Annotated in this window: 18 protein-coding genes; 13 read left to right on the top strand and 5 right to left on the bottom strand. The window is 64.8% G+C overall.

Annotation, left to right across the window (positions count from 1 at the left end; translation table 11 throughout):
* Positions 1 to 143 precede the first annotated feature (143 nt).
* From RMCB_RS04905 to RMCB_RS04915, 3 genes are read right to left on the bottom strand one after another with little or no spacing between them, the layout of a single operon-like run.
* Entirely contained in the window at positions 144 to 620 is a 477-nt protein-coding gene (locus RMCB_RS04905) for a nitroreductase family deazaflavin-dependent oxidoreductase (RefSeq protein ID WP_029369978.1), read from the bottom strand.
* Between the two features lie 9 nt (positions 621 to 629).
* Positions 630 to 1,040, bottom strand: a complete 411-nt coding sequence (locus RMCB_RS04910) for a DUF8021 domain-containing protein (RefSeq protein ID WP_062827882.1) — start codon at positions 1,038 to 1,040, stop codon at positions 630 to 632.
* An 8-nt stretch (positions 1,041 to 1,048) separates the two neighbouring features.
* A complete protein-coding gene (locus RMCB_RS04915; RefSeq protein WP_062827883.1) occupies positions 1,049 to 2,212 on the bottom strand; it encodes a steroid 3-ketoacyl-CoA thiolase in 1,164 nt (387 codons plus the stop codon).
* A 153-nt stretch (positions 2,213 to 2,365) separates the two neighbouring features.
* Here RMCB_RS04915 and RMCB_RS04920 point away from each other — a divergent pair, with 153 nt between their 5' ends.
* The 13 genes from RMCB_RS04920 to RMCB_RS04980 all read left to right on the top strand — a co-directional run bounded on the left by RMCB_RS04920 (position 2,366) and on the right by RMCB_RS04980 (position 17,279).
* Entirely contained in the window at positions 2,366 to 3,616 is a 1,251-nt protein-coding gene (locus RMCB_RS04920; RefSeq protein WP_062827933.1) for a cytochrome P450, read from the top strand.
* 20 nt (positions 3,617 to 3,636) lie between these two features.
* Entirely contained in the window at positions 3,637 to 4,641 is a 1,005-nt protein-coding gene (locus RMCB_RS04925) for an acyl-CoA dehydrogenase family protein (protein ID WP_062827884.1), read from the top strand.
* Between the two features lie 2 nt (positions 4,642 to 4,643).
* Positions 4,644 to 5,807, top strand: a complete 1,164-nt coding sequence (fadE29, locus tag RMCB_RS04930) for an acyl-CoA dehydrogenase FadE29 (protein WP_062827885.1) — start codon at positions 4,644 to 4,646, stop codon at positions 5,805 to 5,807.
* Positions 5,808 to 5,885: 78 nt separating this feature from the next.
* A complete protein-coding gene (locus tag RMCB_RS04935; RefSeq protein WP_062827886.1) occupies positions 5,886 to 6,836 on the top strand; it encodes a bifunctional MaoC family dehydratase N-terminal/OB-fold nucleic acid binding domain-containing protein in 951 nt (316 codons plus the stop codon).
* A complete protein-coding gene (locus tag RMCB_RS04940; RefSeq protein ID WP_029372185.1) occupies positions 6,833 to 7,234 on the top strand; it encodes a MaoC family dehydratase in 402 nt (133 codons plus the stop codon). Before RMCB_RS04935 ends, RMCB_RS04940 begins: the two co-directional genes overlap by 4 nt.
* A complete protein-coding gene (locus RMCB_RS04945) occupies positions 7,231 to 8,391 on the top strand; it encodes a 17-hydroxy-3-oxo-4-pregnene-20-carboxyl-CoA lyase (protein ID WP_062827887.1) in 1,161 nt (386 codons plus the stop codon). Before RMCB_RS04940 ends, RMCB_RS04945 begins: the two co-directional genes overlap by 4 nt.
* Before the next feature lie 76 nt (positions 8,392 to 8,467).
* Entirely contained in the window at positions 8,468 to 9,559 is a 1,092-nt protein-coding gene (locus RMCB_RS04950; protein ID WP_062827888.1) for a hypothetical protein, read from the top strand.
* Positions 9,560 to 9,676: 117 nt separating this feature from the next.
* Complete coding sequence (locus tag RMCB_RS04955) at positions 9,677 to 10,405, top strand: hypothetical protein (RefSeq protein WP_276064481.1); 729 nt, start codon at positions 9,677 to 9,679, stop codon at positions 10,403 to 10,405.
* Between the two features lie 1,024 nt (positions 10,406 to 11,429).
* Entirely contained in the window at positions 11,430 to 12,203 is a 774-nt protein-coding gene (locus RMCB_RS04960) for a glycosyltransferase family 2 protein (RefSeq protein WP_062827890.1), read from the top strand.
* Positions 12,204 to 12,954: 751 nt separating this feature from the next.
* Positions 12,955 to 13,731 (top strand): glycosyltransferase family 2 protein, encoded by a 777-nt coding sequence (locus tag RMCB_RS04965; protein WP_407662106.1) that lies wholly within the window; start codon positions 12,955 to 12,957, stop codon positions 13,729 to 13,731.
* Positions 13,728 to 15,119 carry a glycosyltransferase family 2 protein gene (locus tag RMCB_RS04970; RefSeq protein ID WP_062827892.1) on the top strand — a complete coding sequence of 464 codons (1,392 nt, stop codon included), beginning with the start codon at positions 13,728 to 13,730 and terminating at the stop codon, positions 15,117 to 15,119. The genes RMCB_RS04965 and RMCB_RS04970 overlap by 4 nt, the downstream gene beginning before the upstream one ends.
* A gap of 85 nt (positions 15,120 to 15,204) precedes the next feature.
* The gene (locus tag RMCB_RS04975; RefSeq protein WP_131805486.1) at positions 15,205 to 16,458 is read left to right on the top strand and encodes a lipopolysaccharide biosynthesis protein; all 1,254 of its coding nucleotides are present in this window, start codon (positions 15,205 to 15,207) and stop codon (positions 16,456 to 16,458) included.
* Positions 16,449 to 17,279 carry a polysaccharide deacetylase family protein gene (locus tag RMCB_RS04980; protein ID WP_201028233.1) on the top strand — a complete coding sequence of 277 codons (831 nt, stop codon included), beginning with the start codon at positions 16,449 to 16,451 and terminating at the stop codon, positions 17,277 to 17,279. Before RMCB_RS04975 ends, RMCB_RS04980 begins: the two co-directional genes overlap by 10 nt.
* 13 nt (positions 17,280 to 17,292) lie before the next feature.
* Here RMCB_RS04980 and RMCB_RS04985 read toward each other — a convergent pair whose 3' ends face one another.
* Positions 17,293 to 18,537 carry a carboxylate--amine ligase gene (locus tag RMCB_RS04985; protein WP_062827894.1) on the bottom strand — a complete coding sequence of 415 codons (1,245 nt, stop codon included), beginning with the start codon at positions 18,535 to 18,537 and terminating at the stop codon, positions 17,293 to 17,295.
* A 118-nt stretch (positions 18,538 to 18,655) separates the two neighbouring features.
* On the bottom strand, positions 18,656 to 19,909 hold the full coding sequence (locus RMCB_RS04990; RefSeq protein ID WP_131805487.1) for a hypothetical protein: 1,254 nt from the start codon (positions 19,907 to 19,909) through the stop codon (positions 18,656 to 18,658).
* Positions 19,910 to 19,943 lie beyond the last annotated feature (34 nt).

Consider the following 19,943-nt stretch of genomic DNA (forward strand, 5'->3'; position numbering starts at 1 on the left):
CCGGAATGTGGGTTGGCACACACTGGGAGTTCACTGTGTGCGCGCTCACTGTACAACATTTCAGATGTGTCTACTAACGGGACCGTCAGCCATGCAAAAATGCCCCTGAACTCGGGGTTCAGGGGCATCGCGCGTTTGCGGGCCTACGGGTCGCAGATGACGATCGGGATCTCGCGGTCGGTATAGGACCGGTAGTTGGCGAAGTCGGGATACATGGCGTCGAGCTTGGGCCAGTACTCGTCGCGCTCGGCGTCTGTCGCGTCGCGTGCCGTCAGCTGCAGCTTCTCGTGCTTGGTCTGAAATGCGACGTGCGGGTTGGCCTTGAGGTTCAAGTACCACATCGGATTGGTGGCCCGGCCACCCTGTGACGCGACCAGGACGATGCGCCTGCCCTCCTGCAGGAACAGCAGCGGGCTATCCCGCGGCTCGCCGGACTTGCGTCCGGTCGTGGTCAGGATTCCCACCTCGGCCCCGCGCAGGAACTTGTCGCCGAGGCGGCCGTTGGTTGCCTTGAACAGCCAGGTCTGTGCGCGGGACATCCATTTGATCGCAGTGCCAACGCCTTTCGAATTCAGCGTTTCGACCTGCTTGGGGCTCAGCGGGCGAGGTGGCTTGGCCATGTGGGCTACCTATCGGCTGATGAACGGGGTGAGCTTGGCTCGGATGTGGTGGATCTGACCGTCGGACGCTGGGATGAGGAACGTTTCGTCGACGTGCGAGCACACCCGCCGGCCGAACAGGCGCGGCTTGGTGAGCACGTCGAACTTGGCCCGGACATGGTCGCCGTCGACGGTGAACTCCGGCGGTGTGGTTCCTTCGATCACCCGGTATTGAGGGCCGCGGTTGAGACTGCGGCGCAAGTGATTTCCCGAAAAGCCGGACTTGAGGCCGGCTTCGATGCGGATGCATCCAGGCGCGAACGGCACATTGTCGGCCTGGTGACTGGACAGCGCGTCGATGTAGGCCTGGGCCGCGGCGATGCGTTCGGCTTCCGACCGTGTCGATTCCCCGGTCGCTTCGCTCCTGCCCTCCGGTGTCACCGAATCCCTCAGATCCGCTCGATGATCGTGCCGGTCGACAGCGCCCCGCCGGCGCACATGGTGATCAGTGCGGTGGATTTTCCGGTGCGCTCGAGCTCGTGCAGCGCGGTGGTGATGAGCCGGGCGCCAGTAGACCCGACGGGGTGCCCGAGCGCGATGGCGCCGCCGTTGACGTTGACCTTGTCCATGTCGGCATCGTGCACCCTCGCCCAGGACAGCACCACCGAGGCGAACGCTTCGTTGATCTCGACGAGATCGATGTCGCCGAGCTTCATCCCGGCCTTCTCCAGCACCCGTGCCGTGGACTGCACGGGGCCGTCGAGGTGGTAGTACGTCTCGGCACCGACGTTGGCCTGCGCGACGATCCGCGCGCGCGGCTTCAGGCCGAGCGCCCGCGCCTTGTCTTCGTCCATCCACAGCACGGCAGCCGCGCCGTCGGAAATCTGCGACGACGTGCCGGCGGTGTGGATTCCGCCTTCCATCACCGGGTTCAGCGCGGCCAGACCCTCGGCGGTGGTATCGCGCAGACCCTGGTCGCGGGTCACCGGCGCCCACTCGGCGGTGGGCTGCTTGTTCTCGTCGAGCACCGGCGCGGAGATCGGCGAGATCTCGCGGTCGAACCGGCCCTCGGCCCAGGCCTGCTTGGCCTTGGCCTGCGAGGCCAGACCGAGGGCGTCGACGTCGGCGCGCGTGATGCCCCGCCGCTTGGCGATCCGCTCGGCGGCCTCGAACTGGTTGGGCATGTCGATGTCCCACGACGACGCCCGGATCAGGCTGCGGTCCGGCCCGGCATTGGCGCCAAGGCCGACGCGGCTCATGGCCTCGATGCCACAGGCGATACCGATGTCGATGGCGCCGGTGGCGATCAGGCCTGCGATGAGGTGGTTGGCCTGCTGCGCACTACCGCACTGGCAGTCGATGGTGGTCGCGCCGACGTGCTCTGGCAAACCCGCGGTCAGCCAGCCCACTCGAGTGATGTTGTTGGACTGCTCGCCGTACTGCGTGACGCAGCCACCGATGAGCTGCTCGACGTCTCCGGCGTCGATGCCCGCCTTCTCGACCACTGCCTTCTGCACGGCCCCCAAAAGCTCGGTGGCGTGCAGGCCCGACAACCAACCATTGCGCTTGCCGATCGGGCTGCGGGTGGCTTCAACGATGACAGGATTACCCATATCGTCAGGCTAGAACACGTTTCATTAGTCTGACAAGCGGCGATGCCGTGGTGCCTTTTATCTGCGGTGAAGGCATGTTTCAATGGTCTGCAAGACGTACTAGACGGATTTGTCTCGCTGCCCGCCATGTACTGGAGTTTCAAGGAGATGAGCATGCCCTGCCCGAACCTTCCCCACGGCTTCGACCCCCTGGATGCGGAGTTGAATCTCAAAGGTCTGCCCGTCGCCGAGCTCGCCGAGCTCCGTAAGTCCGCGCCGGTCCACTGGGTGGACGTCCCGGGCGGTACGGGCGGGTTCGGCGACAAGGGCTACTGGCTGGTCACCCGGCACGCCGATGTCAAAGAGGTGTCGAAGCGCAACGACGTGTTCGGTAGCTCACCCGACGGGGCCATCCCGGTCTGGCCGCAGGAGATGACGCGCGAAGCGGTGGACCTGCAACGTGCCGTGCTGCTCAACATGGATGCTCCGCAGCACACCCGCCTGCGCAAGATCATCTCCCGTGGTTTCACCCCGCGGGCCATCGGCCGGCTGGAGGCCGAACTGCGCGAGCGGGCCCAGAAGATCGCCGAGGCCGCGGCATCCGCGGAGGCCGGCGACTTCGTCGAGCAGGTGTCGTGCGAGCTGCCGCTGCAGGCCATCGCCGGTCTGCTCGGGGTTCCGCAGGACGACCGGGACAAGCTCTTCCGCTGGTCCAACGAGATGACCGCGGGCGAGGATCCCGAATACGCCGACGTCGATCCGGCGATGTCCTCATTCGAGCTCATCACCTACGCCATGAAGATGGCCGAGGAGCGCGCCAACAACCCCACCGACGACATCGTCACGCAGCTGATTCAGGCCGATATCGACGGTGAGAAGCTCTCCGACGACGAGTTCGGCTTCTTCGTGGTGATGCTCGCGGTCGCGGGCAACGAGACCACCCGCAACTCGATCACGCACGGCATGATCGCCTTCTCGCAGCACCCCGAACAGTGGGAGCTGTACAAGAAGGATCGCCCGGACACTGCCGCCGACGAGATCGTCCGTTGGGCCACACCGGTTTCGGCGTTCCAGCGCACCGCGCTGGAGGATGTCGAGCTGGGTGGGGTGCAGATCAAGAAGGGGCAGCGCGTCGTGATGTCCTACCGCTCGGCCAACTTCGACGACGAGGTGTTCGAGAATCCCCACACCTTCGACATCCTGCGTAACCCCAACCCGCACGTCGGTTTCGGTGGTACCGGGGCGCACTACTGCATCGGCGCAAACCTGGCCCGGATGACCATCAATCTGATCTTCAACGCTGTCGCCGACCACATGCCCGACCTCAAGCCGCTCGGCCAGCCCGAGCGGCTGAAGTCCGGCTGGCTCAACGGCATCAAGCACTGGCAGGTCGACTACACGGGTAAATGCCCGGTGGCTCACTAACGCAGACTCGAGGAGAACGGGTGGATTTCACACCGAACCCGGAGCAGCAGGCCGTCGCCGACGTGGTGACGTCCGTGCTGGAGCGGGACAACAGTTGGGACGCACTGGTTTCCGGCGGCGTGACTGCGCTTGCGGTGCCTGAGCGGCTCGGCGGTGACGGCCTCGGTCTACTGGAGGTCGCCACCGCCCTGACCGAGATCGGCAGGCACGGCACCATCAGCCCCGCGCTGGCCACCCTCGGATTGGGTCTGGTCCCGCTGCTGGACCTGGCTTCCGAGCCGCAGCAGGACCGCTACCTGGCCGGCGTCGCCGGGGGAGCCGTCCTGTCGGCGGCGCTCAACGAGCCCGGTACCCAGCTGCCCGAACGGCCTGCCGTCACGTATGCGGACGGGAAGCTCTCCGGTACGAAAGTCGCTGTGCCCTACGCTGAATCGGCCCAGTGGCTGGTGGTCACCGCCGATAGCGGCGTGGTCGTGGTGGCCCCGAACGCCGCCGGTGTCACCCTGACAAAGACGCCGACCGCCAACGGTTCCGACGAATACGTCGTGACGTTCGCCGACGTGGCGATTGGCGCCGAGGATGTCCTGCAGGGCGCGTCCGCTCACCGGGTGAACCAGCTCGCGTTGGCGACGACGGGCGCGTTCGCGGCGGGGCTGGTGGCAGGTGCGCTGCGGCTCACCGCCGATTACGTCGCCACCCGCGAGCAGTTCGGTCGCCCGTTGTCTACCTTCCAGACCGTCGCCGCCCAGCTCTCGGAGGTCTACATCGCCTCGCGGACCATCGATCTGGTGTCCACCTCGGCGACCTGGCTGTTGTCGGAAGGGCTCGACGCCGACGACGACCTCGCCATCCTCGGCTACTGGCTGACCTCACAGGCGCCTCCGGCGATGCGCACCTGTCACCATCTGCACGGTGGCATGGGCATGGACATCACCTATCCGATGGACCGCTACTACTCGTCGATCAAGGACCTGGCCCGGTCGCTGGGCGGTCCGCTGCGCCGGCTGGACCTGGTGGGAGCGTAAACATGTTCATTGAGCTGACGCCCGAACAGCGGGCACTGCAAGCCGAAATGCGGCAATACTTCTCGACCCTCATCACGCCGGACGAGGCCGCGGCGATGGAATCCGATCGGCACAACGAGGCCTACCGCGCGGTGATCAAGCGCATGGGCTCCGACGGCAAGCTGGGCGTCGGCTGGCCCAAGGAATACGGCGGGCTGGGCTTCGGTCCCATCGAGCAGCAGATCTTCGTCAACGAGGCCAACCGCGCCGACGTCCCGCTGCCGCTGGTCACCCTGCAGACCGTGGGCCCGACCCTGCAGGTGTACGGCACCGAGGAACAGAAGAAGAAGTTCCTGCCCGGAATCCTTTCCGGTGACATCCATTTCGCGATCGGCTACTCCGAGCCGGACGCAGGCACAGACCTGGCGTCGCTGCGGACGACGGCCGTCAAGCATGGCGACGAGTACATCGTCAACGGCCAGAAGATGTGGACCACGGGCGCGCACGATGCCGACTACATCTGGCTGGCCTGCCGCACCGATCCCACCGCCGCCAAGCACAAGGGCATCTCGATCCTCATCGTCGACACCAAGGATCCGGGATACTCGTGGACCCCGATCATCCTGTCCGACGGTGCGCACCACACCAACGCGACGTACTACAACGACGTGCACGTGCCCGCCGACATGCTGGTCGGGGAGGAGAACGGCGGGTGGAAGCTCATCACCACCCAGCTCAACCACGAGCGGGTCAGCCTCGGGCCCGCCGGCCGTGTCGCGGGCATCTACGACCACGTCCGCGCCTGGGCATCCAAGCCCGGCTCAGACGGTGTCACGCCCATCGAGCATGACGACGCTCGGCATCTGCTCGGCCAGATCAAGGCCATCTGGCGGATCAACGAGCTGCTCAACTGGCAGGTCGCGGCGTCGGGCGAGACCATCGCGGTCGCCGACGCCGCCGCGACCAAGGTGTTCTCCACCGAGCGCATCCAAGAGGTGGGCCGGCTCGCCGAAGAACTCGTGGGCCGCTACGGCAACCCGGCCGATCCCGAGACCGCCGAGCTGCTGGAGTGGCTGGACAAGATGACCAAGCGCAACCTGGTGATCACCTTCGGCGGCGGGGTCAACGAGGTGATGCGCGAGATGATCGCCGCGTCCGGACTGAAGGTGCCGAGGGTCCCCAGGTGAAACCCGCGGCGCCGAACGTGAAGTTGTTGGCGAAGAATCGCCGAAATCTCGCAAACAACTTCACTTTCGAGGAGAGAGATGTCTGACCTGCAGGCAGCAGTCGAGGAGATCAAGGCCGCCGGCCGGTCCAAGCCGCGGGCCGGCCGGGATCCGGTGAACCAGGCCATGATTCACCACTGGGTGGATGCCATCGGGGACAAGAACCCGATTTACGTCGACGATGCGGCAGCCAAGGCCGCCGGGCATCCCGGCATTGTCGCGCCGCCGGCCATGATCCAGGTGTGGACCATGGCGGGGCTGGGGCAGGGGCGGCCGGACGACGATCCGCTGAGTCAGATGATGAAGTTGTTCGACGACGCAGGCTATGTCGGCGTGGTCGCGACCAACTGCGAGCAGACCTATCACCGCTACTTGCAGCCCGGTGAAGAAGTCACGATCGCCGCCGAGCTGACCGACGTGGTCGGCCCCAAGCAGACCGCCCTGGGCGAGGGCTACTTCATCAACCAGAAGATCACCTGGCAGGTCGGTGACGAGGATGTCGCCGAAATGCTGTGGCGCATCATGAAATTCCGGCCGGCCGAGAAGGAGCAGAGCTCCGGGGTGCCCGATGATCTCGACCCCGACAAGCTCATGCGGCCTGCGTCGTCGAAGGACACCAAGTTCTTCTGGGACGGCGTCAACGCCCACGAGTTGCGCATCCAGAAGCGTCCGGACGGATCGTTGCAGCACCCGCCGGTGCCCGCGGTGTGGCAAGGCAAAGACGTGCCAACGGATTACGTCGTGGCCTCCGGCAACGGCACGGTGTTCAGCTACGTCGTGCACCACGCACCCAAGGTGCCGGGACGCAGCCTGCCGTTCGTCATCGCACTCGTCGAACTCGAGGAAGGCGTGCGGATGCTCGGCGAGTTGCGCGGTGTCGAGCCCACCCAGGTCAAGATTGGAATGCCCGTGCGCGCAACCTTTATCGACTTCCCCGACAGCGAGGTCAGCCCGGCGTGGACCCTCTACGCATGGGAGCCGGCCCGATGAGCGCGCCGGTGGTAGACGTCGGCACGAAACTGCCGGAACTGCAGATCTATGGAGACCCGACCTTCATCGTGTCGACGGCCATCGCCACGCGTGACTACCAGGACGTCCATCACGACCGGGACAAGGCGCAGGCCAAGGGTTCCAAGGACATCTTCGTCAACATCCTCACCGATACCGGGCTCGTGCAGCGCTATCTCACCGACTGGGCCGGACCGTCGGCGCGGATCAAGTCCATCGGACTGCGCCTCGGCGTCCCGTGGTACGCCTACGACACCGTCACGTTCCGGGGGGAGATCACCGCGGTGGACGGCGATCGGGTGACCGTGAAAGTCGTTGGCAGCAACAGTCTCGGTGACCACATCATCGCCACCGCAACACTGACACTGGGGGACAAGTGACGCTCTCCGGCAAGGCCGCGATCGCCGGTATCGGCGCCACCGACTTCTCCAAGAACTCCGGCCGCAGCGAGTTGCGGCTGGCCGCTGAGGCGGTGCTCGACGCACTCGACGATGCCGGGCTGAAGCCTTCGGACGTCGACGGCCTGGTGACCTTCACGATGGACTCCAACCTGGAGACCGCCGTGGCGCGATCGACGGGTATCGGTGACCTGAAGTTCTTCAGCCAGATCGGCTACGGCGGTGGTGCCGCTGCCGCGACCGTGCAGCAGGCCGCCCTCGCGGTGGCGACCGGCGTGGCGGAAGTCGTTGTGGCCTACCGAGCTTTCAATGAGCGCTCGGAATTCCGCTTCGGCCAGGTGATGACCGGACTGACCGTCAACGCCGACTCGCGCGGCGTCGAGTACAGCTGGTCCTACCCGCACGGGCTGAGCACACCGGCCGCGTCGGTGGCGATGATCGCTCAGCGTTACATGCACGAATACGGCGCGACGAGTGCCGATTTCGGTGTCGTGTCGGTGGCCGACCGCAAGCACGCCGCGAACAACCCCAAGGCGCACTTCTACGGCAAGCCGATCACCATCGAGGATCACCAGAATTCCCGGTGGATCGCCGAGCCGCTGCGGTTGCTGGACTGCTGTCAGGAGACCGACGGTGGCGTGGCCATCGTCGTCACCACCCCCGAGCGGGCCAGGGATCTCAAACACCGGCCGGTGACCATCGAGGCCGCGGCCCAGGGCGCAGGCGCGGACCAGTTCACCATGTACTCCTACTACCGCGACGAACTCGGCCTGCCCGAGATGGGCCTGGTGGGCCGTCAGCTCTGGGAACAGAGCGGCCTGTCGCCCGCCGACATCCAGACGGCCGTGCTGTACGACCACTTCACGCCGTACACGCTGATCCAGCTGGAGGAGCTCGGCTTCTGCGGTAAGGGCGAGGCGAAGGACTTCATCGCCGGCGGTGCGATCGAACTCGGCGGTCGATTGCCGATCAACACCCATGGCGGCCAATTGGGGGAGGCCTACATCCACGGCATGAACGGCATTGCCGAAGGTGTGCGGCAGTTGCGCGGTACGTCGGTCAATCAGGTCGACAATGTGGAGCATGTGCTGGTCACCGCCGGCACCGGCGTTCCGACCTCCGGGTTGATCTTGGGCTAAAAGGTGCGTTGCCACCCCTGCCCGGCACGGTAATGTTTGCTCCACATGTGCAGGATGCGTGGAAGGGGGCCGTGGCATGGGGATGCCGCCGGATAGCAGCCCGTACGGGTCTCAGACGGTGACGGGTCCGGCGTGGCCCAACATCGACGAGGAACAGCTGACCGCAGCGTCCGCGTCCTACCAGAAGTTGGCGGCCAACATCACCGGCAACATCGTGCCCCAGCAGACCAACCAGCTGATGAAGCTCAACGAGGTCTGGCAGGGCACCGGCGCCACGGCCGCATCCGGCGAAGCCACCACGATGATCGGCCACCACGAGGCCAACGGCGCGCAGGCAGAGGCCATCGCCACCCAGCTCACCACCATGGCCGCAGCCGTCGTGCAGACCAAGACAGCCGTCAACGCCACGGCGCAGCAGGTACAGCAGGAAGTGGAGATGCTGCAGGCGCTGCCGATCGACAACAAGCAAGCGTTGATCGAAGGCGTCATCAAGATGGGGCTGTCGCAGAACATCGCCACGGTGACCGCCGCGACTTCAGAGCTGGCCAGCAGCCTCGGAACCACGGCCAACATGCCCGCCGTCACCACCCCGCCCACGGCCGAGGCTCAGCAAGCCGCGCAGAAGGGCGGCGAGCAGATGATGCAGATGCTGGGGCAGTTGCCACAGATGCTCGGCCAGATCCCGCAGATGCTCGGCCAGGTTCCGCAGCAGCTGACCCAGCCGCTGCAGCAACTGACGCAACCGTTGCAGCAACTGACGCAGATGTTCGGCTCGGTGGGGAAGGGCGGTACCGGCAGCGGTCCAATGCCGTTCTCCGCGTTTTCCACTCACCCCGCCGCCGGCGGGTCCGGCCCGAGTTCGGGTGCGGGACTGATGAAGGCGGCGTCGTTGCCGGGCTCCGGCGGAGGCGGCGCGCAGACCCCGTTGATGGGCAAGCTCGTGGGCGGCACCTCGCCGGTGTCGGTGGCCACCCAACCCGCCATGGCCGGCAGCAACGCATTCGGTGGAGTAGCGCCGGTGTCTGCCGCCGGGATGGGAGGCGGCATGGGACCGATGGGTGCGATGGGGCATCGCGGCTCCGGTGGCGGTGGCACCACGCAGGGCCTCTCCGTGCCGGCTCCTCTCGATCACGAACTCGACGACGGTGACGTGGACGATGACTGGTGAGCCGACTGCCATGCGTGTAGGTCTGATCGATTCTGAAAGAGGTGCCCGGTGAGCAGCACTCCATTTACAAGCCCTGGGTTTCTGGGCTGGACCGCGGCTCCGATCGAGCTGCCTGACATGCCGACGATTCAGGCGGGTGCCGATGCGATGAGTATGACCATCGCCGGCCTGTTGCCGACGCTGGCCGCTTCACTGACCGCCAACGTCACCGCGCTGTCGGCCAAAGAGAACATGTTCAACGGCAAACTGTCCGACGCTCAGGGCGCGTACGAGAACGCCGACCAGTCCGGCCAGCAAGGTGTCGGACAGCTGGGCCAGATGATGGGTCAGCTCGGTCAGATGGGCCAGATGGCCAGCCAGCCTGCGCAAGCCGCCGGCGGGATGGGCGGCCAGTTCGGCTCGCTGATGGAGCCCGTGATGAAGGCCATGGAAGGCGCCAAGGGTGGCGGTGGTTCGGGGTCCGGTGCTCCTGGTGACGGCGCCCCGGGCGGTGGCGCGCCAGGTGCGCCCGGTGGCCCCCAGCCCTTGAACGACCGTGAGGCCAAGCTCAATGAGCGGGACGCCAAACAGGATGAGCGCGAGACTCGGCAGAACGAACGCGATGCCCAGCAGGACCAGCGTCAGGCCGGTCAGGATGCCCGCGAGGCACAGCTGAACGAGCGTGCGCACCAGGCCCCCGCGGCCCCGCACAACACGGGCGCCGGCCCGAGTGAGAACCGGCCGAGCGCGGGTCCGGCTCCGGTGGCTCCGCACCACGCTCCGGCCGCCCCGCCGGCTGCCGCGCCGGTGGCTCCGCATCAGCCGCCGCAGCGGTACGACGGTGGAGACTTGTCGCGCCGCATGTGAGTTCACCTCGAGAACTGCCCGGCATCGTTCAGCTCGGTCGACAGTAGGTTCTCATGTTTGCTTGGGCGGCCGTTGCTTCAACGATGGACTTCGTCGGCTCGGCGCGCCCGCGAAATCACTTGGGTCTGACGTTTGTGCAGGGTGGGTGTTGGCGTGCAACTTCGTCCGACTCCGGCCGGGATGACCGTTCGCTCAACGGTTTTGCCGAAGCCGTTCAGCTAAACCCTTTGCGCCACAGCTGATTTCAGTAGCCCGGGTTGAACTTGACGGCGGGCGAAGGCGATGTGCACAGCAGAATCAACGGCTCGTCGTGCCGGTGAGCCATTGGCACTGTTCATGGGAGTGCAGGCTCGGTGAAGATGCCGGACCTTGGATCTGGTCGAGTTTGCTCAGTGGCGAGAAGCTCACCGTTGTGGAGATCGCTTAGCAAGGCTTGTGTATTTGCCAAATCCGCATCAGCATGTCAATTTGGCGGACGAGACGACTCTCGGGCTCTGGTTGGCAAACATCGAACGAATGTAAAACGCCACATGGAGTGTGATCTACGTCTACCAACCTAACGCGGTCTCTAGGCGGATACCTGTACCCATGGGTATCGGTTGCAAATCTCGAGAAAGTTGCTAACTTTGACGGTCTGCGGGTAGCCGACGTCGGGTGCTCACGGGTTTCGATTGCTGTCGGTTGTTGAGAGTGAAGCGAGGTTTGCACCAGCGCGCCGCACGATTGCTTCGGCGCGAGTATGCGAGCCAAGTGGTGGAACAGCTCGAAGTAGCCAACGATCATCCGCGCAAGCTCGATCACCGGGGGGAAGGTATGTCTCGGCCGATTCGATAGCTCAGATGATCTGATCTGGGGCGGGGTGCTATCGCCTGGATAGACGGAGTTTGACTTTGGGATGCCACCCCACTGGCGCTCATGAGCCAACAGTTGGTGCCTGTGATGTTTCGCCGCCGAACCGCGCACGCCTCACGATTTTTTGCGCCGTCCGCAATTCGGGCATTCGCCGCGTGAAGGCTGTTCCGGCATGAACGCGGTGACGCGGCCGTCGGTCTCGGTGGTCATTCCCGCCCTGAACGAGGAACGCAACCTGCCGTTCCTCGCCGGGAGTATGCCTCCCCAGATCGACGAAATCATCGTTGTCACAGGGGATTCACAGGACAACACGACTGCGGAGGGGTGCCGGTTGTGGCCGCACGGCACCCATGTGCGGCAGAGTCGACGCGGTAAGGGCAATGCGCTGGCATGCGGGTTCGCTGCGGCCTCCGGTGATGTCATCGTCACGCTCGATGCCGACGGAAGTGCCGATCCTGCCCAGATTCCCCGCCTCGTCGAGGCTCTTGTCGCGGGCGCGGATTTCGCCAAGGGATCCAGATTCGCCCGCGGCAATCGCCGTGCCGACATCACATGGTTGCGCGCGGTGGGGAACAGACTGCTGAACAGTCTGGTGAACGTCCTCTTCCGTGCGGACTACACCGACGTGGGTTACGGCTTCGGGGCTTTCTGGAGGCACTGTCTCGACGCCATCGACATGCCGGATGTTGCGGTGAGCACGGCGCAATGGGGCGACGGGTTCGAGATCGAAACGTTGATCAACGTCCGCCTGGCCGCGTGCGGGGCGAAGGTCGTCGAGGTCGCGAGTTCCGAGTCCGTGCGTATCCCGGAGTACGGCAGCATCGACGCGATTTCGGATGGTCTTCGGGCCCTTTGCACGGTTCGGCGCGAATTCCGCCGAGCGCGGACCGCGTCGCAGTCGCCGGCGGCGCGAATGAAAGGGCTTCGTCAGGCCGGGCGCGGCTGACGGTGTCAGCAAGCCCGCTGCGGCTGACGGTGTCAGCAAGCCCGCTGTTCATCGTTTGCCTACCTATCATCAGCGACTCCGCAGCAACGCCGGATGCCGGTCACAGACGAGCGCACCGGAGCTTCATCTCAAAATTAACTTGCATACAGAATTAACTAAAAATGCACGTCCCGTACGAAGTACGACGAAGTGTCGCCCGATCGTACGACGCTTACATAGGGTTCTGACTGCATAGATAGGACGGTATGTGCCGCTGGACGGAACATCGGATGTGAGTGGCTCTATCATTTGCCAAATCTACAATTCTAAGGAAATATACAGGCTACGCGACCGAGCCAACCACGCTCCGAGCACAGCGTTAGCTAACTATCAGTGCGTAGCCATGACGCGCGCGGAGGCGCGCCCTATCGAGGAGGAACTGTGGCTGACTGCGACGCCGCGTCTGCGGTCCTGGCGCGTTCCGGTCATCTACGGGGCCGCCGTGACGGGCTCACCGATTTGTCAACGCCCGCAGGAACTCTTGCCATGCTGACTTCTACCCGCGGGGTCGGGCGCCACGCCGTCGTGGCATACCGACCCGTCTCGGCACCGGCCGCACGCTCGGCGAAATGTCGCGTCCCATGCTGAGGCGCCACGCGGCGACGCGTCTCGGTCGAGGTCCGCGCGCCGCTGTCTAAAGCCGTCTTTTCACCCCGCATTCACATTCATCCGTGACGACGAAAGAACGCAACAGATGCAAAATGTCGTGAGCATGAGAGACGCCGTGGCGCGGCCGACTGTTTCGGTCATCATTCCCGCGCTGAATGAGGAACGAAACCTGCCGTATGTCGCCGAACGTATGCCTGCGGGTGTCGACGAAATCGTGGTCGTCAACGGCGATTCCCGGGACGACACGGCGAGGGTCGCGCGTCGTCTCTGGCCGGACGGGGTGCACGTTCGGCAGACCCGACGGGGTAAGGGCAACGCCCTGGCATGCGGATTCGAGGTGGCCACGGGCGACATCATCGTGATGATCGATGCCGACGGCAGCACGGATCCGGCCGAGATTCCGCTGTTCGTCGAGACATTGGTCGCCGGTGCGGATTTCGCCAAGGGATCGCGTTTCACCGAGGGTGGTGGCAGCGCGGACATCACCAGGATCAGACGGCTGGGCAATCGTTTCCTGAATCATCTGGTGAACGTCCTCTTCGACATGGACTACACCGATCTCTGCTACGGGTACAACGCGTTCTGGCGACGTTGCCTGGACGTCATCCGCATGCCCGACGTGACAGCCGATGGGCCGCAGTGGGGCGACGGGTTCGAGGTCGAGACCCTGATCAACGTGCGGCTGGCTGCCCACGGCGCCAAGATTGTCGAGGTCGCCAGCTACGAGTCCAGCCGCATTCACGGCGTGAGCAATCTCAATGCGGTCAGTGACGGATTACGGGTACTTGCCACCATCCAGCGGGAATTCAGCGAGCATGGCCGGCGCGGTACCGCACGGCCGTCCGGTGGTTTTGAACGCCAGGCGATCTCATCCCGATGAACGCCCCGCAGACCGTGGCGCCCGCGCCGGACTCCGAGATGGTCCAATACGCATCGCGGATGGCTGGGCTCGAGGATCTTCCCATTGGGCGTGCCGAGATCGAGTTGAGCGCTCCCGCCACCGACCTCGTGCTCGCGGATGACCTTCGCGCAGCTACGAAGATCATGGCGCTGGTCCGATTGCACTCGTATCCCGTGGGAGTCACGCTGCTTGACGGCGACCTCGGACTTTCGTGGGAGGCGCACGCTCCGGCCGTGTGGGCAGCTCTGGGTGGAGAGGTCAACCGTCACCTCGCGGCAGACGGGTATCCCGCCGTCGAAAGCCTGGCTGAGCTGGCGGTGACGACGGACGCACCGACATTGCCGGGGTGTCTGCACAGGCGTGAAAGTGTGCTAGCTACAGCGCCATTCGCCACCGTCGCGGTGGCCACTCGAAACCGACCCGACAGTCTGCGCGGCTGCCTGGAGGCGCTCCAGCAGCTGTCGTACCCGTCCTACGAGATCGTCGTCGTCGACAATGACCCGACGACCGATGAGACAGCGAACATGGTCAAGGAGATCTTCGGACCGCGGGTTCGCTACATTCGCGAGAACCGGCGTGGCGTCGCCTCCGCCCACAACTGCGCACTGGAGGCAGCGCGGGGCGAGATCATCGCCTTCGTCGATGACGACGTGGTCGTCGACACACATTGGTTGACCGGTATTGCCGAAGGATTCGCCGCAGGCGACGACGTCGGCTGTGTAACCGGTCTGATCCTCCCTGCCGAGCTGGTGACTCCGGCTCAGTTGCTGCTGGAGAAGCATGGGGGCTTTGACAAGGGGTTCGAACAGCGCGTCTTCGACACTGGCCGAAACCGGCCTCAGGACAAGCTGTTTCCTTTCACGGCAGGGCGGTTGGGGTCGGGCGCCAACATGGCGTTCCATACCGCGAAGCTTCGCCGTCTCGGCGGATTCGATGCAGCACTCGGGATCGGGACGTTTGCCCGTGGTGGCGACGATCTGGCCGGTTTCTTCCAGGTCGTGGTGGCCGGGCATCAGCTCGTCTACCAACCCGGCGCGGTGGCGTGGCATCGACACCACCGCGAGATGTCAGCGCTGCAGAACCAGTCCTACGGGTATGGAATGGGCTTGGGCGCGTTCCTGGCGAGCTCCCTGTGGAGAAACCCCCGGATGTTGGCCCAGGTGCTACGGCGGCTGCCCAGCGGCTTCACCTACGCGTTCAGCGACTCCTCGACTCGCAACGAAGGCCGCTACGACGGATGGCCGCCCGAACTTGCCCGGCTGGAGCGGCGTGGATTGCTGTTGGGCCCTGGCGCGTACGCGGTCAGTCGGTGGCGTAGCAGACGATGGCCGGCCAGCGACAAGGCTGTTGATGCTCGTCAAGGATAGGTCCCGAGTTCCCGGCTGGTCGGTCCTCGGCGCGATCGTACGAGATCTCCGGGATCCATTGCTCCGCAACGGTCATCTGCTTACATTGAGCTCCACGCTCACGTCGGTGATCGGCTTTTTCTTCTGGACGGTGGCCGCGTGGAAATACGACCCGGCCACCGTCGGGCGGAACTCCGCTGCGATCTCACTGATGGTTTTCGTCGCGGCGATCGCGCAGCTCAACCTGTCGAGCGCAGTTGTTCGTTTCGTCCCGGTCAGCGGTCGCCGCACCACGTCACTCATTGTCGTGATGTATTGCGTGAGTGGTTGTGTGGCACTGGTGGTCGGCGTCTGCGCGGTCGCGATACTCAAGGTGCTCACACCGGACTTGGCGTTCTTTGACGGAGGGCTACCGCAAGCGATGTTCGTGGCGGCCACCGTGATCTACACGATCTTCGTGATACAGGACAGCGTCCTGTTCGCCTTGCGCCGGCCGGCGTTGGTGCCGTTGGAGAATTTTGTCACAGCAGTTCTGCGGGTGGGGTTGGTCGTCGCACTGGCCGCAGTCGTTCCGAGACACGGGATCTTCGCATCGTGGGTGTTGGCCTTGGGATGCATTGTCCTGGCGGTCGGGGTATTCGTTTTTGCCCGCGCAATCCCACGGCACCGCCGCGAAGCGGAGGGCGTCGACGAGTTGCCGCCGTCACGCCAGATCGTGCGCTTCGTGGCGTGGGACTACCTCGGGTCGATCTCGTCGATCGGTTCGACCTCTGTCATCCCGCTCATCGTGGTCGCGATTCTGGGTGCAGAGCAGAACGGGTTCTTCGCTGTCGCGTGGCTCATCGCGTCGGCGCTATACCTGGTCAGTTTCAACATGGGCTTCTCGTTGGTCATGGAATCCGCGGCCGACCAGTCCCGTCTTGGACGTCAGGTCCGTGATGTCCTGGTACACACAGGAAAACTGATGGCGCTGGTCGTCGTTGTGCTCGTTGTCTTCGCGCCCTATCTGCTCGGCATATTCGGCCACTCGTATCAGGCGGCCGACAACACGCTCCGCCTTCTCGCTCTCGCCGCGCTGCCGAACCTCGTGGTGGTCACGGCTATCAATTCCTCCCGCGCTCAACGCCGCATGGGGTTGGTCGTCTGGACGCAGATCGCCCAGTGTCTGTTGGTGCTGCCCCTCACCTGGCTGTTGCTACCGGAAGTCGGTCTCATCGGGGTCGCCATCGCGTGGCTGGTCACTCAGCTCCTGATCTCTGGAGCACTTCTTGTCCGAAGGGATCTTTGGCTGACGGTGCGTCCCGCACAGTCGCCGGGAACCATGGCGCTCGTGGAAGGGGAACCGACACCATGCCGGTGATTCCGATCCTGCTGTACCACTCGGTCACATCCGCCCCAGACGATTGGATCGCACCGTACACGGTGACTCCCCGTGACTTCGCCGAACACGTCGACCTCATCCTGGCGAGTGGCCGAACGGCGATGACAGTGTCGGACCTTCACGATGCGCTGGAAGGACGATCCCTACTGCCGGAAAGGCCGGTAGTGATCACCTTCGACGACGGATTCGCGGATTTCACACAGGTTTCCGATGTGCTGGCCGCTCATGACCTGCCGAGCACGCTCTACATCACGACCGGGGCTCTGGCGGGACGTGCCGCCCGCCCGGCGGGGATGGCACTGCCGCCCGCACCGATGTTGGATTGGTCGCAGCTTTCCGACCTCGCGGACCGAAATGTGGAGATCGGTGGACATACCCATACTCATCCGCAGTTGGACACGCTGCGTACATCTGTCGCCTCGGACGAAATCCGGCGTTGCAAACACCTGCTCGAAGACGAACTCGGACACGAGGTTCGAAGCTTCGCCTATCCGCACGGGTTCCATTCCGCGCGAATAGTGCGGGCCGTCGAAGGTGCCGGTTATCGATCGGCGTGTGCCGTCATGGATGCGCTGAGCTCGGAAGCCGATCGCGCGTTCGCGTTGGCGCGCTTGACCGTCCGCTCATCCACCACATCCGAGCAGGTCGCCGCCTGGCTCGATGGTCGCGATGCGCGGGTAGCGCCGTACCCGGAGCGGTTGCGAACCAAGGGGTGGCGTGCCTACCGGCGCATCCGGGGTGCCAGGTCGACCCGCGGCGTGTTCGCCGGCGCGACAACGGCCGAGGCCACGTATCGCTGACAGTTCCGCCTCGTCACCTGGTCGTCGACCCGTTGTGTGAGTGGACCAACCGGCCGAGAATTCTGGCGGCGGGCACCGATGACCAACCGAGCATGGCCATGAACGGCTGCAGATCGTCTTTTGCCAACCAGCCGAACTCCGTTCGGCTCGCCCTGCCCGGTACCGACGGCGTGGAGTATGTACTGTGTCGATACGCTTGCAGCGCAGGTAGATCGAGGTTCTCGACGATGAACCGACGGCCGCCGACGGGCGGCGCGACGGGTACGGCGCGTCCGGTCAGGCCCAGGTGCAGAGCTCTGACGACATCGACGCCCGCTTCGTTCTCGAACAAGCGGAACTGCGCCCCGACTCGTGGGTTGAAGTCCAGTAGGTAGTAACGGCCGTCGCGCCGGTCATAGCGCCAGTCGAGATCGGCAATGCCCTGGAATCCAATGCTTTTCATCAATCGGCTGGTCTGGTCGGCCAACTCTGCATTGTCGATCGAGTAGGCACAGGTGGTCACGCCGGCGTGAGGTGGCCAGGAGCGGACCTTCACACCGGTGAACTGCACCAGGCAATCGGCGGAGCCGTCGCAGTACACATGGACGATCCAGTCCTCGGCCTCGTCGGTCGGGAGGTAATCCTGCAGGATGACGCTGAATCTGTCGCCCCAGGACCGGGCGAGTTCGTGTAGCGAGGCTGCGTCGTCGACCCGAGTGGTGCCGCCGACCGCCGGTGCCCTGTGCCGTTCGAATGCCTCCAAGTTCTTCGCCACCAAGGGGAATTGGGCTTCGACCGCGACTTGCGCCAGCTCCGTCGAATCGGTGGGAAAGTATGCCCGCGGCGTCGCGATGCCGTGCTCGATGCAGAGTTCCCGTAACCCACGCTTGCTGGCGAGGCGGCGCGGCAAGGTGGCCTCGACGGGTGGGAACAGGAACCCGTCGCGTAGTTCAGCGGCGTGTTCGGCGATGAGCACAGCGGCCTCGTCGTCGGTGGGCACCAGCACCGTGGGGCGACCGATACGCCGCTGGATGTCGATGAGTCCCTGTACCAGCCATGCAGGGTCTTCAAGTCCTGTGGTCGGCCAGACGAAACGGCCGCTGAGATAACGAGATAGGGCAGCCGGTGTCCACCGGTGTTCCGTGATCGCATAGACGGGGACGCCGAGACGGCCCAGGCTACGGATCGCACCGAGGCCGCCGTGGTGGAGTGGGTAGCGATCAATCTTGACGATCAACGCGGGAACCGACCGGTCCGCGTCGACAAGCGAATGTGCCATGTCCGCCTCCTCTACTCGGCAGACATGGTGCGCGATCGCATGGCTTTGCTGCACGAGTGACCGGAACTCTACAAGCCGACGGTCGAGCAGGACATGGGTGACACCGCTGGAATTCGGTTCAGCGAAGTTCCAGAAGGCGGATGGGATCAGATCGGATCGCGTCGGTGGCGCGGCGTATCGAGCTCTGGTCGTACACATTGTCGTGGAACGTGAACGAGATGGTCCGCTCACCGCCGATCACTCCGGTGAACACCGACACGTGCGACGGCGATGCGGGGTCCAACAGCGCGGTCACCACTTTCGGTTCACCGAGCTGCCAGGGCGCGTCGTCGAACGGCGTCAGCGGGCCCACGTCGGAATAGACCATGTCTACGGGCGCCCCGGGACGCCACACGTCGGGCGCGCCAAGGCTCCGCGGTCCCGGCCATAAGAGTGAGCGAGCGGAAACCAGACCCATCGCCAGCACCGGGAAACCGGAGTCGACCTGCTCTTTGATTTCGTGGGCGACATCGGCCACGGCCCTGCCGACGGGAGCGAGAACCTTCAGCCCGAATATGAAGTTGGCGTTTACGCGGTGTCCTCGCGGCAGATACCGTCGACAATCGGTAACGAGCCTGACCGAGTCCGCGAGGTCGATGCCGGCGGCGGCGAGCGCTCGTCGCACAATCATGAGCCACGTCGCCGCCCCGCCGGCCTTGGGAGCGTTGGTTTCCCGCCACCGGTCGACAGCGCGCCCATGCTCGGCGCCGAGGTGGAGGTCTTCCACCGCGACCGACGGACTCCACGACGTCGCCTTTGTTTCCGTCTCAGCCGGTGCTGCGTCGGTTCGTGACTCCAGTACGCGTCTGGACGCCGAGGCCACCCGCGACGGATGGGCGGCGAACGTGCGTACGAGTGCTCGGCTGAGGGCGAATCGCGTATCCCGCTCTGCGATCCACCGTGGATGCCGGCCGGCACGCATGCTGAACAGCGCGTCGACGAAGTCGACGAACAACCGCGCGTCGCCTAGGCCGTGGTCGACGTCGACCGCGATATGACGGTCTGACACGTATACCTGGAAGGGTTGGCAGAGCGCGGAATGTCGCCGGATGTAATGCAGGACCGCCGCGCTGCCAGTGTCGGCGACGTCCTGCGGTACCGCGCGGATCGTCGGAGACAACTGACTTTCGAAGGTCCAGCGCCTGGTGCCGGAACTCGGAACCAACCCGACCCGGGTGTACTGCCCGGCCTGTGCTGCGGACTTCAGGGCACCTTCTATGAGCGCGGCCGACGGCACCGCGACATTCTCCAGGCAACCCACGTAGCGCGCGCCCGCGAGTTGTATGTCCAGACCGCTGGCGAAGTGTGTCGATCCAGCTCTCGGCGGTGCCATCGCTATTTGTTCTTCCCCGTCCGCACGTCCGTTC

The sequence above is a fragment of the Mycolicibacterium brisbanense genome (genome assembly GCF_001570425.1).
GTDB lineage: Bacteria > Actinomycetota > Actinomycetes > Mycobacteriales > Mycobacteriaceae > Mycobacterium > Mycobacterium brisbanense.